At 72.1% G+C, this 15,521-nt stretch carries 13 protein-coding genes; 12 read left to right on the top strand and 1 reads right to left on the bottom strand.

What is annotated here, in order from left to right:
• Positions 1–2: 2 nt before the first annotated feature.
• From ADL25_RS25985 to ADL25_RS25930, 12 genes are all read left to right on the top strand, one after another.
• Positions 3–899, top strand: a complete 897-nt coding sequence (locus ADL25_RS25985) for a carbohydrate ABC transporter permease (RefSeq protein WP_059130247.1) — start codon at positions 3–5, stop codon at positions 897–899.
• Positions 899–1,813, top strand: coding sequence for a carbohydrate ABC transporter permease (locus ADL25_RS25980; RefSeq protein ID WP_234381039.1), 915 nt, complete (start codon positions 899–901; stop codon positions 1,811–1,813). Before ADL25_RS25985 ends, ADL25_RS25980 begins: the two co-directional genes overlap by 1 nt.
• The gene (locus ADL25_RS25975) at positions 1,810–3,921 is read left to right on the top strand and encodes an alpha-galactosidase (protein WP_059130246.1); all 2,112 of its coding nucleotides are present in this window, start codon (positions 1,810–1,812) and stop codon (positions 3,919–3,921) included. Before ADL25_RS25980 ends, ADL25_RS25975 begins: the two co-directional genes overlap by 4 nt.
• Before the next feature lie 56 nt (positions 3,922–3,977).
• Entirely contained in the window at positions 3,978–4,736 is a 759-nt protein-coding gene (locus ADL25_RS25970; RefSeq protein ID WP_059130245.1) for an SDR family NAD(P)-dependent oxidoreductase, read from the top strand.
• 49 nt (positions 4,737–4,785) lie between these two features.
• Complete coding sequence (locus ADL25_RS25965) at positions 4,786–5,547, top strand: FadR/GntR family transcriptional regulator (protein WP_059130244.1); 762 nt, start codon at positions 4,786–4,788, stop codon at positions 5,545–5,547.
• Positions 5,544–6,689, top strand: coding sequence for a galactonate dehydratase (gene dgoD / locus ADL25_RS25960; RefSeq protein ID WP_059130243.1), 1,146 nt, complete (start codon positions 5,544–5,546; stop codon positions 6,687–6,689). The genes ADL25_RS25965 and dgoD overlap by 4 nt, the downstream gene beginning before the upstream one ends.
• The gene (locus ADL25_RS25955; protein WP_059130242.1) at positions 6,683–7,480 is read left to right on the top strand and encodes a hypothetical protein; all 798 of its coding nucleotides are present in this window, start codon (positions 6,683–6,685) and stop codon (positions 7,478–7,480) included. Before dgoD ends, ADL25_RS25955 begins: the two co-directional genes overlap by 7 nt.
• Before the next feature lie 26 nt (positions 7,481–7,506).
• Positions 7,507–8,142, top strand: a complete 636-nt coding sequence (locus ADL25_RS25950; RefSeq protein WP_059130241.1) for a bifunctional 4-hydroxy-2-oxoglutarate aldolase/2-dehydro-3-deoxy-phosphogluconate aldolase — start codon at positions 7,507–7,509, stop codon at positions 8,140–8,142.
• The gene (locus tag ADL25_RS25945) at positions 8,139–9,044 is read left to right on the top strand and encodes an SMP-30/gluconolactonase/LRE family protein (RefSeq protein ID WP_059130240.1); all 906 of its coding nucleotides are present in this window, start codon (positions 8,139–8,141) and stop codon (positions 9,042–9,044) included. Before ADL25_RS25950 ends, ADL25_RS25945 begins: the two co-directional genes overlap by 4 nt.
• A gap of 10 nt (positions 9,045–9,054) precedes the next feature.
• Entirely contained in the window at positions 9,055–10,032 is a 978-nt protein-coding gene (locus ADL25_RS25940; protein ID WP_059130239.1) for a sugar kinase, read from the top strand.
• Between the two features lie 297 nt (positions 10,033–10,329).
• Positions 10,330–11,685, top strand: coding sequence for an NAD(P)/FAD-dependent oxidoreductase (locus ADL25_RS25935; protein WP_059130238.1), 1,356 nt, complete (start codon positions 10,330–10,332; stop codon positions 11,683–11,685).
• A gap of 360 nt (positions 11,686–12,045) precedes the next feature.
• Positions 12,046–12,390, top strand: coding sequence for a hypothetical protein (locus tag ADL25_RS25930; RefSeq protein WP_059130237.1), 345 nt, complete (start codon positions 12,046–12,048; stop codon positions 12,388–12,390).
• 78 nt (positions 12,391–12,468) lie between these two features.
• Here ADL25_RS25930 and ADL25_RS25925 read toward each other — a convergent pair whose 3' ends face one another.
• Entirely contained in the window at positions 12,469–14,880 is a 2,412-nt protein-coding gene (locus ADL25_RS25925; protein WP_267889277.1) for a SpoIIE family protein phosphatase, read from the bottom strand.
• Positions 14,881–15,521: the final 641 nt, after the last annotated feature.

Below are 15,521 nucleotides of genomic sequence, written 5' to 3'. Positions count from 1 at the left end.
CAATGGCGCTGATCGGCTCCACACGACGGTCCAGGGCCACGCGGGTGCCCCCCGTGGTCCTGGCCTTCGTTCTCATCCCGCTGCTCGCCGAGGCGTTCTGGGTCTTCTGGCCGGCGCTCCAGGGCTTCTACCTCTCCCTGACGTCCTGGGACGGCCTGGCCGCCCCGAAGTTCGTCGGCCTCGGCAACTACAGCGAGATGGTGCACGACGCGGTCTTCCGCACCGCCGCGATCAACACGGTGCTGTGGCTGCTGCTCTTCGGCGGGCTCTCCGCCGCACTCGGGCTCGGTGCCGCGATGCTGCTCCAGAAGGAGCGGCGCGGCATCGGGTTCTACCGGGCGGCGCTGTTCCTGCCGGTGGTCTTCTCACTGGTCGCGACCGCGCTGGTGTGGCAGGCCATGTACCAGCCGGACGGCCTGATCAACAACGTGCTGGAGGCCATCGGTCTCGGCGGCTGGAAGCACGCCTGGCTCGCCGACCAGGACACCGCCTTCTACGCGGTGATCGTGCCCGCGCTGTGGCGCCAGGTCGGCTATGTGATGGTGCTGTACCTGGCCGGCCTCAAGGGCATCGACCCCGCCCTCTACGAGGCGGCCAAGGTCGACGGCGCCTCCCGTTGGCAGCAGTTCCGGTACGTCACACTGCCACAGCTGCGCAGCGTCAACGCCGTCGTCCTGTCGGTGATCGTCATCGACTCGCTGCGCTCGTTCGACGTGGTGTGGGCGCTCACCCGCGGCGGCCCCTACCACTCCTCCGAACTGCTGAGCACCTACATGTACTCCACCGCGTTCCAGTCCCTGCGGCTGGGATACGGCTCCGCACTCGCCGTCGTCATCTTCGTGCTGGCCTTCGGCGTCATCGTGAGCTACCTCGTGCGCGCCTTCCGGGAGGCCGACTGATGACCGCCACCCACGCCACCGCGCACAGCGAGGACACCGAGAGCAAGGCCGGCCCCGCCGAGGTCGCGGCGCCCCGCCGCTCCTGGCTGCACAGCCGCAAGCTGCGCACCACCGGCTTCCACCTCACCGCGAGCCTGCTGTCCGCACTGTGGCTGCTGCCGATCGTCCTCGTGCTCATCACCAGCACCCGGACGTTCGACGACATCGCCGCGCACGGAGTGGGCAGCTGGCCGCACTCGTTCACCTTCGACAGCTTCCGCCAGGCGTGGGTGGACGGCGGCCAGCAGCGCGCCCTCATCAACAGCATGCTGGTCACCATCCCCACCGTGGCACTGTCGCTCGGCCTCGCCTCCATGGCGGCCTTCGCGCTCAGCCGCTACGACATGCCCTTCAGGCGTGTCCTGCTGCTGCTCATGCTGGGCGGCAACCTGCTGCCCCCGCAGATCCTGCTGATCCCGGTGTCCAAGCTGAGCGAAGTGCTCGGCATCTACGACCAGTTGTACGCCCTGATCGGGGTGCAGGTCGGCTTCGGCGTCGGCTTCTACGTGTTCGTCCTGCACGGCTTCATGCGGTCGATCCCCGGTGAGATCCAGCAGGCCGCCGTCATCGACGGCGCGGGCCCGTGGCAGATCTACTGGCGGATCATCCTGCCGCTGGCCCGCCCGGCGCTGGCCGCGCTGACCGCCCTGTCGTTCACCTGGATCTTCAACGACCTGCTGTGGGCCATCACGGTGCTGCGCACCGACAGCCAGATGCCCATCACCGCCTCGCTGATCGGACTGCAGGGCCAGTACGTGTCCATGTGGAACGTCATCGCGGCCGGTTCGGTGATCGCCGCCGCCCCGACGGTGGCCGTCTTCCTCCGCTTCCAGCGCCACTTCGTGGCCGGACTGAACCTCGGAGCCGTGAAGTGACCGCGCCCGACCGGTGGCTGCTGCGCACCGACACCACCACCTACGCCGTCGCCCTCGGGGGCGACGGACGCTGGGCCGAACTCGCCGCCTGGGGGCCGCACGGCGCCGAGGACGGACCGTCGCCCATGGAGTGGTCGCGCCGCACCCACTTCATCACCCCCGCCGACGCCGCGCCGGCCGAGTACATCCCGTACGGGCTGCGGCCGTTCACCGGTGCCGACCTGGTCGCCGCCCGCCCCGGCGGCGACCGCGGCAGCTGGTGGCGGTTCACCGGTGCCACGCAGGACGGCGACCGTGCGCTGCGCCTGGAGTTCGCCGACGACCTCATCGGGCTGCACACCACCCTGTGCTACGAGACGGTGCCCGGTACCGACGTCGTCCTGCGCTGGACGGAGCTCACCTGCACCGGTGACGACGGGGTGCGCCTGGAACGCTTCGACTCCGCCGCGGTCAACGTGCCCGTCCAGGGCGGCGCGCGGCTGACGTATCTGGCCGGCCAGTGGTCGCAGGAGTTCCAGCTCAAGGACGTGGAACTGGAGCGCGGACGGTTCGAGATGGAGAGTACCCAGGGCTCGGCGGGCCACGCCTACCACCCCTGGCTCGCGATCCAGGACGCCGCCGCCCCCGCCGAGGGAGCCACCCCCACCTACGGCATCGCGCTGGAGTGGTCCGGCAACTGGCGGATCACCGCCGATGCCGAGCCCGGCGGCGCGGTGCGTGTACGGGCCGGCCGCGTGCCCCACGAAGGGGCCGTCCGGCTGGCCCCCGGCACCACGCTTGTCACGCCCCGTCTGGCCTGCGCCTTCAGCCCGGACGGTCTCGACGGCCTGGCCCGCGTCTGGCACCGCTACGAGCGGCACCTGACCGGCGAGCGCATCGACCGGCCGCGCAAGGTCCTCTACAACTCCTGGGAGGCCACCGGCTTCGACGTCGACGCCCAAGACCAGCTGGAGCTCGCCAAGGTCGCCGCCGAGCTCGGCGCCGAACTCTTCGTCGTCGACGACGGCTGGTTCACCGGGCGCCCCGACGACACCGGCGGCCTCGGCGACTGGGACCCCGACCCGGCCGAATTCCCCGGCGGATTCAACCGGTTCATCGAGGACGTCCGCGCTCTCGGCATGGACTTCGGGCTGTGGGTCGAGCCCGAGGGCATCAGCCCCCGCTCGAAGCTCTACGCCGAACACCCCGACTGGGTCTACCGGATCGACGGCCGCCCGGCCACGCTCGTGCGTAACCAGCTCCTGCTCGACCTCGGCCGTGAGGACGTCCAGGACTTCGTCATCGCCACCCTCGACCGGCTGCTCGGCTCGCACGCCATCGGCTACCTCAAGTGGGACATGAACCGGCCGCCCACCGAACGCGGCCGCCCCGGCCACCCGGCGGGCCCCGACGCGGAGCGGCAGGACCTCGACGCCGCGCACGTCGCCGGCTACCTCCGCGTCCTGGACCATCTGCGCACGGCCCACCCGCACGTCACGGTCGAGGGCTGCGCCGGCGGCGGCGCGCGCGTCGAGCACGCCACCATCGCCCGCACCGACGTGGTGTGGCCCAGCGACAACACCGCGCCCATGGACCGGCTGCGCACCCAGTACGGCTACCTCCACGCGCACGCCCCGCACACGATGAGCTCATGGGTCACCGACGCCCCCGGCGTCTTCGACCCCCGGCCGCGCTCGCTGGCCTTCCGCTTCGTCAACTCCATGGCGGGCGTACTGGGAATCGGCGCCGACATCCGCCACTGGACACCGGAGCAGCGTGCCGAAGCCGCGCGCTGGATCGCCTGCTACAAGGAGATCCGGGACGTGGTCCACCACGGCGAGGTCCATCTGCTGGGCAGCCCCGCCGACCCGACATGCGGTGTCCAGTTCGAGGAAACGGGCGGCGACCGTGTGGTGGTGACGGCCTGGAACACCGGCCCGCTGGACGGCGCGCCCCTCTTGCCCGGACGGCCCGCCCGCCTGCGGTTGCGGGACCTCGCCCCGGACGCCGTCTACACCGACACCGTGACCAACACCCGTTACAGCGGCGCGTATCTGATCCATACGGGCCTGCCGTTCGCGTGGACCGCCGAGCACGACGCGGAGTTGGCCGTTCTGGCCCGTCAGTGACGACAGCGGAAGAATCTGCACCCCACCGGCCTCTCGAACAGGAGAAGATCCACCCCATGAATCCAGCCGCCCGCTTCACCAACCGCGTCGCCGTGGTCACGGGTGCCGCGTCGGGCATCGGCGCGGCCTCCGCGGCACGCCTCGCCGCTGAGGGCGCGGCCGTCGTCCTCGTCGACATCGCCGCCGAGCGCGGCGAGGAGACCGCCGAGCGGCTGCGCAAGGACGGGGCCCGGGCCCTCTTCGTCGCCGCCGACGTCGCGAGCGAGGACGACTGGCAGCGGGTGATCACCACCGCGCACGGCTTGGGGCCCGTGGACGTCCTGGTCAGCAACGCGTACACGGTGGTCGTCGCACCGGCACACGAGACCAGCCTGGCCTCTTGGGAGCGGCAGCTCTCGGTCAACCTCACCGGTGCCTTCCTCGGCGTCAGGGCCGCCCTGCCGGATCTGCGCGAGCACGGCGGGGCCGTGGTGCTCGTCTCCTCGGTGCACGCCCACCGGGGCATCCCCGGCCACCCGGCGTACGCGGCCAGCAAGGGCGCACTGCTGTCGCTGTGCGGTCAACTCGCCGTCGAGTACGGCCCGGACGTACGCGTCAACGCGGTGCTGCCGGGACCGATCCTGACCGCCGCCTGGGACCGTGTCCCGGAGGCCGACCGCGAATCGAGCGTCGCCGAGACCGCGGCCCGCCGCTTCGGCACCCCCGAGGAGGTCGCCGCCGCCGTCGCCTTCCTCGCCGCCGACGAAGCCTCCTACATCACCGGATCGAGCCTGCTCGTGGACGGCGGCTGGAGCGTCACCAAGGCCTCGGCCTGACGGAACCGGACGCACCGGCCACCGACCGAACAGCAAGAAAGGCAAACACATGACGCCATACGCGCGCCGCGGAGTGCACGGCCAGACCGTGGAGACCCTCGCTCGCCGGGTGCTCAGCGGCGAGATCCCCGAGGGAGCGACGCTCGACATGGCGGCTCTGCAGAGCGAGCTGGACGTCAGCCTGACGGCCCTGCGCGAATCGCTCAAGGTGCTCGCGGCCAAGGGCATGGTCGACGCCCGGCAGAAGCGCGGCACCTTCGTCCGGCCCCGCTCGGACTGGAACCTGCTCGACGCCGACGTGCTGCGCTGGCAGTTCTCCGAGAGCAGCGGCACCGGCGCCGACCTGGCGCTGCTGCGCAACCTCGGCGAGGTCCGCGGCATCATCGAACCCGCCGCCGTGCGGCTCGCCGCCGCCCGCCGCACCGACGACGACCTGGAGGCCCTGGCGGCGGCACTGACCGCCATGGGCGAGGTGAGCGGTGCCAACCACGCCGTCGAGGCCGACCTCGCCTTCCACCGGGCGCTCCTCGCGGCCACCCACAACGAACTGCTGGAACGCATGGAGATGGTCATCGAGTCGGGCCTCGCCCAGCGCGACCAGCTTGTGCACAGCGCCCCGCACAGCGAGGACCCGGTCCCCAGCCACCGCGCCGTCCTCGACGCCGTGCGCGACCGGGACCCGGACGCCGCGGAACGCGCCATGCGCGCCCTGCTCGACCAGGCGACGCGCGATCTCGACAAGGTCAGCGGCCCGAACGTGCCCGAGGGCGCGGACGGTTCACCCGAGCAGAAGGACGGCCAGGCACAGTGAAGATCGCGCGCGTCGAGACCTTTCTCATCCCGCCCCGCTGGCTGTTCTGCCGCATCGAGACGGACGACGGCGTCGTCGGCTGGGGCGAGCCGGTGGTGGAGGGCAGGGCCGAGGTGGTCCGGTCGGCCGTCGAGGTGCTGTCGGAGTACCTGGTGGGCCAGGACCCCTTGCGTATCCAGGACCACTGGCAGGTGCTGAGCAAGGGCGGCTTCTACCGCGGCGGCCCGGTCCTCTCCAGCGCCGTCGCCGGCATCGACCAGGCACTGTGGGACATCGCGGGCCGCGCCCTCGGGGTGCCGGTGCACACCCTGCTCGGTGGGCCGGTCCGCGACACGGTACGGGTGTACGCCTGGGTCGGCGGCGACGAGCCCCAGCGGCTCAAGGAGGAGGTCACCGCCCAGGTCGAAGCCGGGTTCACCGCCGTCAAGATGAACGCCGCCGGACGCACCCCGCCGATCGGCAGCGCCGCCGACACGGCCGCCGTCGTCGAGCGGGTTGCGGCCGCCCGGGAGGCCCTCGGCCCGCAGCGGGACGTCGCCGTCGACTTCCACGGTCGCTTCGCCGCCGCCAACGCGCGCCGGGTGCTGCACGAGATAGCCCCGCTGCACCCGCTGTTCGTGGAGGAACCCGTCCTGCCCGACCAGGCGCATCTGCTGCCCGGCCTGGTCTCCGCCTCGCCCGTGCCGCTCGCCACCGGTGAACGGCTCTACGGGCGGGCCGACTTCCTGCCCGCACTGACGGCGGGCGTCGCCGTGGCCCAGCCGGACCTGTCGCACGCCGGCGGCATTTCGGAGGTCACCCGGATCGCCTCGCTGGCGGAGACCTTCGGGGCCCATCTGGCGCCGCACTGCCCGCTCGGCCCCATCGCGCTCGCCGCCAGCCTCCAGGTCGCCTTCGCCACACCCAACTTCCTGATCCAGGAGCAGAGCCGGGGCATCCACTACAACAAGGACGCCGATCTGCTGTCCTACCTGGTCGACACCGAGCCCTTCCGCTTCGTCGACGGCCAGGCGCACCGCACCGCAATGCCCGGACTCGGCGTCACCGTCGACGAGGACGCGGTGCGGGCCGCCGACCGGTCCGGCCACGCCTGGCGCAACCCCGTCTGGCGGCACGCCGACGGCTCCTTCGCCGAATGGTGAGCGGCACGCCGCTGCCCGTCCGCGTCCTCACCGACGCGGACCACGGCGGGCGTTGGACATCGCTCACCGCCGGCGGCCGTGAGTGGCTGTGGCACCGTGACGAGCCCCGTCGCCGTGCGGTCCGGCCCGGCGACCCCTTCGCCGACGCCGGAGGGCTGGAGGAGTGCGTGCCCACCGTGCGCGGACTGCCCGACCACGGCGACGCCTGGTCGCGGCCCTGGCGCAGGGCGGGTCAGGAGGACGTCGTGGAGTGCCCCGACTTCCGCCTGACCCGGCGCATCCGCGAGCGGGAGAACGCGGTCGTCGCCAACTACACGCTCGCCGCAGAGCCCGGGTACCGGTTCGTGTGGGCCGCCCACGCCCTGCTCGACCTCTCCGAGGCCGCTCGGATCGGCGCCGTCGGACCCGCGGTGACCCGGCTCTACCCGGACGAGGGCGACCGCTGGACCGCCGGGGTCTGGCCCACCGTCGACGGCGTACCCCTCGACCGGCTCGGCCCGGACGACGGGAGCGCCGTCGGAGCGGTCGTGCTCACCCCCCGGGTGGCCGTGCACGAGGGCGCCGATACGCTGCATCTGTCCGTCGAGGCCGACGGCCAGCCGGTCGCGGTCGCCCTCTGGCGCAACCTCGGCGGCTTCCCCCAGGACGCGCCCTACCGTTCGATCGGCGTCGAGCCGATGCTCGGCCGCGTCTTCGACCGTGCCGCGGCCGACGACGGGGACACCGCCGTCGTACCGCCGACCGGTGAGGTCACCTGGCGGCTCACCATCACCGCGACCCGCCGACCCTGAACCCCCGTCACCAGAAGGGATGCCGGATGAACCTGCTCGCCGCGCTGCGCGCGCACCGGCTGCTCGCCATCGTCCGCGGCAGTGATCCGGACGCCGCGCTGAACACCGTGCTCACCCTCGCCGAGGAGGGCGTCACCCTCGTCGAGGTCTCCCTCTCCGGGCGCGACGCGCTCGACGTCATCGCGCGGGCCCGTGCCGCGCTCGGCCCCGACGCGACGCTCGGCGCGGGAACCGTGCTCAGCTCCGACGACGCCCGTGCCGCCCACAAGGCGGGCGCCGCGTTCATCGTCACGCCGGCGGTCAGCGACGGCATCGCCACCGGGCGGGAACTCGGACTGCCCGTGCTCGCCGGTGTGATGACCCCCACCGACATCCTCCAGGCACAGCGGCTCGGCGCGGACGCCCTCAAGCTGTTCCCGGCGGGCAGCGCCGGGGGCCCCGGCTATCTGAAGGACCTGCGCGGCCCCTTCCCGGACCTGCCGTTCGTACCCGTCGGGGGAGTGGACGCGATCGCGGCCGCCGACTACCTGCGTGAGGGAGCCACAGCGGTCGGCGTCGGATCGCCCCTGGTCGGCGACGCCGCCGCGGGCGGCGATCTCACCGCCCTGCGCGAGCGCGCCCGCGCGTTCCTGGACGTCGTGCGCTCGGAGGTCCGTCCATGACGGCCCCCTCGGTCCTCGGGACCGACCGCCTGGAACTGGGCGAGGGCATCCGCTGGACGGACGGCCGCACCGTGCTGACCGACATCCTCAGTGGCCGGCTGCTCGCCCTGCCCGACGAGCCCGACGCACCCCTCGTCCCGATCACTCGACTGCCCTGCCCCCTGGGCGCCGTGGCACCGGTGGAGGGGCGTCCCGGCCACTGGGTCGCGGCGGCGGGCACCGGCATCTGCCGTATCGACCCCGAGGGCCGCGTCGACTGGATCGCGCGCCCCGAGGACGACGCATCCGTGGCGATGCGCATGAACGACGGAGTCGCCGACCCGCACGGGCGCTTCTGGGCCGGCAGCATGGCGTACGAGGGCACCGACGGCGCGGGCTCCCTCTACCGCCTGGACCGCGACGGCCGCGTCACCCGTGTCCTGCGGGACGTCACGATCCCCAACGGCCCGGCCTTCAGCACCGACGGCACCCTCATGTACCTCGCCGACAGCGCCCGCGGCGTCATCCGCCGCTACCCGGTCGACCCGGCGAGCGGCGACCCGGGCGCTCCGGAAACCTTCGTCACCGTCGAGTCCGGCAGCCCCGACGGCATGACCACCGACGTCGAGGGCGGCCTGTGGACCGCCGTCTGGGGCACCAGGCAGGTCCACCGCTACCGCCCCGACGGCACCCTCGACCGCATCGTCGACCTGCCCGCGGGTCAGCCCGCGGGAGTCTGCCTGGGCGGCCCCGACGGCCGTACGCTGCTGGTCACCAGTGCGCTCATCGGCCTGACCGATCCCGGACCCCTCGACGGCGCGGTGTTCGCGGTCCGGGTGGACGTCCCCGGCGTCCCGGCCGCCCCCTACCGCCCGGCGGTCCCCGCCACCGCGCAGCCGGCGGACCGCGCCGACACACGCTAGGAAACCCATCATGAGCACCCACCGGCCACTGCGTCACGGCCCCGTGGTCTGTGTCGGCGAGACCATGGCCGCCCTCGCCCCCGACCCGCTCGGGCCGTTGGACGGCGCCGAGCTGCTCCGCGTCGACGTCGCGGGCGCCGAGTCGAACGTCGCCCTCTACCTCGCCGACCACGGCATCCCCGCCCGCTGGGTCTCCGCGGTCGGCGACGACCCCTTCGGCCGCCGCGTCCGCGCCCGTATCGCCGCGGGCGGCGTCGACGTGAGCGGCGTACGCGTCGACCCCGAACGACCCACCGGACTGCTGCTCAAGGACCCGGGCCCGCAGGGCACCCGGGTCCACTACCACCGCGCCGGATCGGCCGCTTCGGCGCTCACCCCCGATGTGCTCGACGACCCGGCGCTCGCGGACGCCGCGCTCGTGCACCTCAGCGGGATCACCCCCGCCCTGTCGCCCGGCTGCCGGGCCTTGGTCGAACGGGCGCTGCGTCCCGACCGCCCCTGGCCGGTCAGCTTCGACGTCAACCACCGCCCCGCCCTGTGGGCCGGCCGCTCCGCCGCGGACGTGCTGCGCCCGCTCGCGGACCGCGCCGACATCGTGCTGGTGGGCCTCGACGAGGCCCAGGCTTTGTGGGGCGACGGGATCACCGACGCCGAGGACGTGCGTGATCTCCTGTCCGGCCCGCGCGTCCTCGTCGTCAAGGACGGGGACCGCGCCGCCACCGCCTTCGTCGGGGACGCCGTCCACAGCGTGCCCGCCCTGAAGGTGCGTGTCGCCGAACCGGTCGGCGCGGGCGACGCGTTCGCGGCCGGATTCCTCAGCGGACTGCTGCGGCGACTGCCCGTGGACGGCGCGCTGCGCCTCGGTCATCTGACCGCGGCCTCGGCCCTGAGAGTGGCCGCCGACCACGGCCCGCTGCCGGACCCGGCCCTCCTGTCGGCTCTCCTGGACGCCGACGAGGAGACCTGGCGCGCCGCCGTGATCGACTGACGCCGTTCGCAGGGGCCGGCGTTCGCACGTCCCGGTTCGCCGCCGGGAACACCCACGCCGGGGTCGCACGGCACGGCGATCCCCGGCCGATGAACGGCTCGTCTCCGCCCGGCGCGGGTGCAGTTCGCCCGCGCCGGGCGAGGTCGTATCGGCCACCCGCACGTGCGGCCGCACGGCCGACACCCGAGCGGGCGCCGCACCTGCCCAGCGACCGGTGAGGTTTTTCACCGTCTCCGCGTGTCACACCACCCCGAGCCGCCCTGTCTAAAGGGTGTCGAACAACGAACAGAGGACAGCATGCGTGAGATTCTGATCGTCGGTGGCGGCTACGCGGGCTTCTACACCGCATGGCGCCTCGAGAAGAAGCTGCGTGCGGGTGAGGCGCGGGTCACTGTTGTCGACCCGCGCCCCTACATGACCTACCAGCCGTTCCTGCCCGAGGTGACGGCCGGCTCGGTCGAGGCACGTCATGCCGCCGTGTCGTTGCGGCGGCACCTGCGCAGGACCCGGCTGATCGCGGGGAGTGTGACCGGGATCAGCCACGCGGACCGGACCGCCACCGTCCGTCCCGTCAACGGCCCCGACCAGCAACTGCGTTACGACACCCTGGTGGTCACCGCCGGCGCCGTGACCCGTACTTTCCCCATCCCCGGGCTGTCGCAGCAGGCGATCGGGCTGAAGCACGTGGAAGAGGCGGTGGCCATCCGCGACCGGCTGATGACCGCGTTCGACCAGGCCGCGACGCTGCCGCCCGGTGCGGAACGCCGGCGGCTGCTCACCGTCACCTTCGTGGGCGGTGGGTTCTCCGGTGTCGAGGGCTTCGGTGAGCTGCTGTCGTTGGCGACCGCGATGCTCAAGTCCTATCCGGAACTGAGCATGGACGACCTCTCCTTCCATCTGGTCGAGGCCCGGGGCCGCATCCTGCCCGAGGTGGGCGACAAGCCGGGTGCCTGGGTGGTGCGTTCCCTGGAGAGCCGCGGCGCCCATGTGCACCTGAACACGCAACTGGTCTCCGCCGTGGACGGGCACGTGGTGCTCTCCGACGGAAAGGAGTTCGACTCGGAACTGATCGTCTGGACCGCCGGCAACGCCTCGAACCCCGTTGTGCAGAACCACACGGATCTGCCGGTCGACGAGCGCGGTCTGCTCGTGGTCCGGGCAGATCTCCGAGTGGGCACCGACAGTGATCCCGTACCTCAGGCGTGGGCGGCCGGGGACGATGCGGCCGTTCCCGACCTGGCGTCGAGCGTGCCCGGGGCGCACACCGTGCCGAACGCGCAGCACGCCGTGCGGCAGGGCAAGCGACTCGCCAAGAACATCGTGGCCGACCTGCGCGGGGGCAGGGTGCGGGACTACCGCCACAGCAGCCTGGGAGTGGTGGCGACGCTGGGTCTGGGACGGGGCATCTTCCAGTACAAGGGCCTGGTCATCAAGGGACTTCCCGCCTGGCTGATGCACCGGGGCTACCACGTCCTGGCCGTTCCCTCGTGGGAGCGCAAGGTCCGTGTCCTCGCCGTCTGGCTCACCGCAGCCGCGTTCGGCCGGGATCTCGTCTCGCTCGCCTCCGTGCAGCACCCGCGCGACGCGTTCGTCGCCAGGGGCATTCCGCAGCGCACCGGCGAGAACCGCGAGAGCGATCCCACCGCCGCCTGAGCACGCCGGGGTATCCGATCGCCTCGGCCGCCGAGCGGTACCGGCGTGTGTGCGGTGATGGCATGAGCGTGCGCCGTTCGCCCCCGTGGTGAGCGGCGGCGAACGGTCGGACCATGCGTGTGCCCGCCCGGTGGGGGCTGTGGAGTCACCCCCGGGCGGGCCGCGGCACACCGCTGTTGCCGCCCGGTACGCCATGTCGCCGACCCGACCGCCCGGGACACGGCTGTCGACGGTGGTGCGACGGTGGGGTGCGGACGCCACCGACCTCGGACCCCCGTGTCCGTCGCGCATCCCTGATCTTCCGCCTGCCCCGATCCGGTACCACCGGGCGGGGGCTCTCCGTACGCACTGGAGCACACCATGGACGCGAGTGAGGAGGCCGCACGCGGCCTGAGCGACATCGAGGACTTCCTGTACAGGGAGGCCCATCTGCACGCGGCACAGCGGCGCGTGGCGGATTTCACCGCGCGGATGCCCGATCTGACCCGGGAGCAGACGGGCGACATCGAGCGGTGGTACGTAGAGGAACAGACCTATGTGGCGCACATGGTGACCCGGCACATCGCCGACAGCATCGCCGCGGCGGAAGCGCGCTACCGCACCCGCCTGACGCGCTGGCGCAGGGGAACGCTGGCCGCGATGACGCTGCTGACCGCGGTCATGATGGGCCTGTGTGTCGCCGTCGTCCTCGGCATGAGCGTCTGACCGGCTCCCGGGAGCCCGGCAGGCCGTGGACCGGGGGCCGCGCCCGGGCATGCCGCCGGGTGCTTCCGCCCCGCGGCCTCATGCGTGCGATGGCGCCAGGTCCGCTTCGGCCCAGACGACCTTGCCGTCCGACACGGAGCGGGTGCCCCATCTGCGGGACAGCTGGGCGATCAGGAAGAGTCCTCGGCCGTTCTCGTCGGTGGCCTGTGCGTGCCGCATGCGCGGGGAGGAGACATTGGTGTCGAACACCTCGCAGGTCAGGACCTGGTGCTGGATCAGACGCAGTCCGATCGGGCCCGTGCTGTGGCGCAGGGCGTTGGTGACCAGTTCGCTGACGATCAGGGTCGTGGGGTCCTCGAGGTTTTCCAGGCCCCACTCGGTGAGCTGGTGGGCCGCCATGTGGCGGGCGCTGCGGACGGCGGTCTGGTCGCTCGGGAGCGTCCAGGAGGCGACCCGGTCCGGGTCGAGCGAGCGGGTCCGCACCAGGAGCAGCGTGATGTCGTCGGACGGTGCCTGACCAGGGCAGGTCTCCGTCGCGCGGGTGCAGAGTTCTTCCAGGGAGTGGCTCGGCTGTGTCAGTGCGGTGGCCAGCCGGTGCATCCCCATCTCGATGTCGTGGTCGCGGGACTCGATCAGGCCGTCGGTGTACAGAGCGAGCAGACTTCCCTCGGGGAGCTCCATCTCCACGGCCTCGTAGGGGATTCCCAGCCCGATGCCGAGCGGGGTTCCGCTGGGAAGGTCGGGGAAGACGACCCGGCCCTGCGGATCGACGATCGCCGGCGGCGGATGCCCGGCCCGCGCGATGCTGCACGTCCGGGTGACCGGGTCGTAGACGGCGTACAGACATGTGGCGCCCTCGACCGTGAAGGTGTGGTCCGGGTCGTCTGCGTCCTCCTCGGCCAGCCGCTGGACCGTGTCGTCGAGGTGGGCGAGCAGCTCGTCGGGGGGCAGTTCCATGTCGGCGAGCGTCTGCACCGCGGTCCGGAGCCGGCCCATGGTCGCGGCGGCGTTGATGCCGTGTCCGACCACGTCGCCGACGACGAGGGCGACCCGGGCGCCGGACAGCGGGATCACATCGAACCAGTCGCCGCCGACACCGCTGTCGATGTCGGCGGGCAGGTAGCGCGAGGCCGCCTCCACCGCCGTGCCGCCCCGCAACCGGTGGGGCAGCAGGTTGCGTTGGAGCGCGAGCGCCGCGGTGTGTTCCCGTGTGAACTGGCGGGCGTTGTCCAACGACTGCGCGGCGCGGCCGACGAGTTCCTCGGCCAGGAGCAGATCGACCTCCTGGAAGGGAACCGGGTCCTTGGCACGGATGAACAACGCCATGCCCAGCAGGGCGCGCCGGGCCCGGATGGGCACGATCATCAGCGAGTGCATGCCGTGGTCCTGGATCATCTGCGCCCGGACCGGGTCCTCGTCGATCCAGGTGCCCGGAGCGGTGTTGAGTATCGGCTCCAGATGGGACTGCCCGGTGCGCACGACGTCGGCGAAGGGCGAGCCGGACGGAATGGGGACGGGCTCCCCGCGCACCCACGGCGATTCGGGGACCCCGTGGTTGATCGAGGCGAGACCTGCGCGCCGGAAGGCGGGAAGGCGGCCGTCGACGGGGCCGCTGCGGGCCGGGGGCCCCTCGCCGAACGGGATCGACTGCTCGAGGTCGACGACGACGTAGTCGGCGAGCAGCGGCACGGCGAGTTCGGCCAGTTCCTGGCTGATCTGCATGACGTCCAGGGAGGCGCCGAGCCGCGTACTGGCCTCGGTCAGGACGGCGAGACGCTCCCGCGCCTGCCGGCTCTCGGTGACATCGATGCTGATGGTGCACACTCCCAGTGCCTCGCCGTGGGCTCCCTGGAGACAGAAGCACGAGGCGGCCATGGAGTGCTCCCGGCGTGGACTCGACGCCAGCCACATCCGGTACTCGTGGAGCCTGGTGGTGCCGCTCTCCAGTACCTGGCGCATCGCCGTCTCGAGTGCCTCCGCCTTGAAACCGGGCAGCGCCTCGGGGAAACGACGACCGAGCCGCCGTTCGGGGCAGATGCCGTCGTGGCCCTCCATCGTGTCGTTCACCCAGATGCACCGCAGACGTGCATCACGGACGACGATGCCGATCGGTGCACGGGTGAGCTGCGACTCCCGCATCCTGCTCCTGGCTTCCGAGGAGTCCGGAGCAAGCGTACCGACGTCGGTCACGGACACGAGCCACTGGATCGTCCGGTCCCGCCCCCGCAGCATCGAGACCCGCAGGACGACGTTCAGCAGGTGGCCGTCCCGGTGGTGAACCGTGGTCGTGCCCGACCAGCCGTCGTGCGCAGCACACTGCTCGAGGAACGCCGATGCCGTCGGCGCCTCCTCGGAGCGCGGCAGCAGGAGTGCCGCGGACCGGCCCACCGCCTCGCAGGCGGAGTACCCGAGCAGCCGCTCGGCGGCCTCCGTCCAGGCGACCACCGTCCCCGTCCTGTCGCACATGGCGACCGCCGACTCGGACGGCACACGTGTGTTCTGTCGATTACTGATGGTTACCTTCTCGGTGTCGATCATCAAACTGCTGCCCTCAGGTATGTGACGGAGCGGTGATATCGGCAATTCGCGCCGGATCTCCGTGCTCGGTCACGGAGTCGGATGGGGCACGAATACGACCCGATTTGCGCCTATTGGTTCCCTGACCGAGTGGCACCCGGGTCTGTGACAGACGTGGTGCCGCCGCGACCGATGCGGAGGCGTTCGGTCCATGCCGGCGGGGCACGGTCGGCGACCGGAGAAGGTGAGGGGCGGCTCCGGGCCGCCGGACGGATCCGGTTCACGGGCAGGGGGAAGCCGGTCCTGCGGAACATCCGCGGCTTCGGCGCCCGGGCGGACTCAGGAGGACCGAGCCGGACCAAGGTGCTGACGGTGATCGGTCACCGGTGACGACATTCTGCGGAGCGGGCAGGCGATTGCACGGCAGGACGGTCGGCGGCAACTGACTCGTCCGGTGGTAGGGGGCACGGCGCTCTTGGACCCGGCCTCGCACCGTCCGGGAGTTCGGCGCCTGCGCCCTAGTAGGGCTTGGTCAGGTCGGTTGTGGTGGTGCGTGTCCTGTGGGCTGGGTGTGGCGTTGAGTGTGCGTGACTCCGGACGAGATTGCTGTGGTG

Origin of the sequence: Streptomyces sp. NRRL F-5122, assembly GCF_001507435.1 — a bacterium.
GTDB lineage: Bacteria > Actinomycetota > Actinomycetes > Streptomycetales > Streptomycetaceae > Streptomyces > Streptomyces lannensis.
The sequence above is the reverse complement of the archived record's forward strand: the minus strand, read 5'-3'. Positions and strand labels throughout refer to the sequence as shown.

Bases quoted from the DNA above. Each gene is read 5' to 3' on its own strand.
- ADL25_RS25945 (WP_059130240.1), top strand. From the start codon at position 8,139: ATGACGGCCCCCTCGGTCCTCGGGACCGACCGCCTGGAACTGGGCGAG.
- ADL25_RS25965 (WP_059130244.1), top strand. From the start codon at position 4,786: ATGACGCCATACGCGCGCCGCGGAGTGCACGGCCAGACCGTGGAGACC.
- ADL25_RS25970 (WP_059130245.1), top strand. From the start codon at position 3,978: ATGAATCCAGCCGCCCGCTTCACCAACCGCGTCGCCGTGGTCACGGGT.
- ADL25_RS25940 (WP_059130239.1), top strand. From the start codon at position 9,055: ATGAGCACCCACCGGCCACTGCGTCACGGCCCCGTGGTCTGTGTCGGC.
- ADL25_RS25980 (WP_234381039.1), top strand. From the start codon at position 899: ATGACCGCCACCCACGCCACCGCGCACAGCGAGGACACCGAGAGCAAG.
- ADL25_RS25955 (WP_059130242.1), top strand. From the start codon at position 6,683: ATGGTGAGCGGCACGCCGCTGCCCGTCCGCGTCCTCACCGACGCGGAC.
- ADL25_RS25950 (WP_059130241.1), top strand. From the start codon at position 7,507: ATGAACCTGCTCGCCGCGCTGCGCGCGCACCGGCTGCTCGCCATCGTC.
- ADL25_RS25985 (WP_059130247.1), top strand. From the start codon at position 3: ATGGCGCTGATCGGCTCCACACGACGGTCCAGGGCCACGCGGGTGCCC.
- ADL25_RS25935 (WP_059130238.1), top strand. From the start codon at position 10,330: ATGCGTGAGATTCTGATCGTCGGTGGCGGCTACGCGGGCTTCTACACC.
- ADL25_RS25930 (WP_059130237.1), top strand. From the start codon at position 12,046: ATGGACGCGAGTGAGGAGGCCGCACGCGGCCTGAGCGACATCGAGGAC.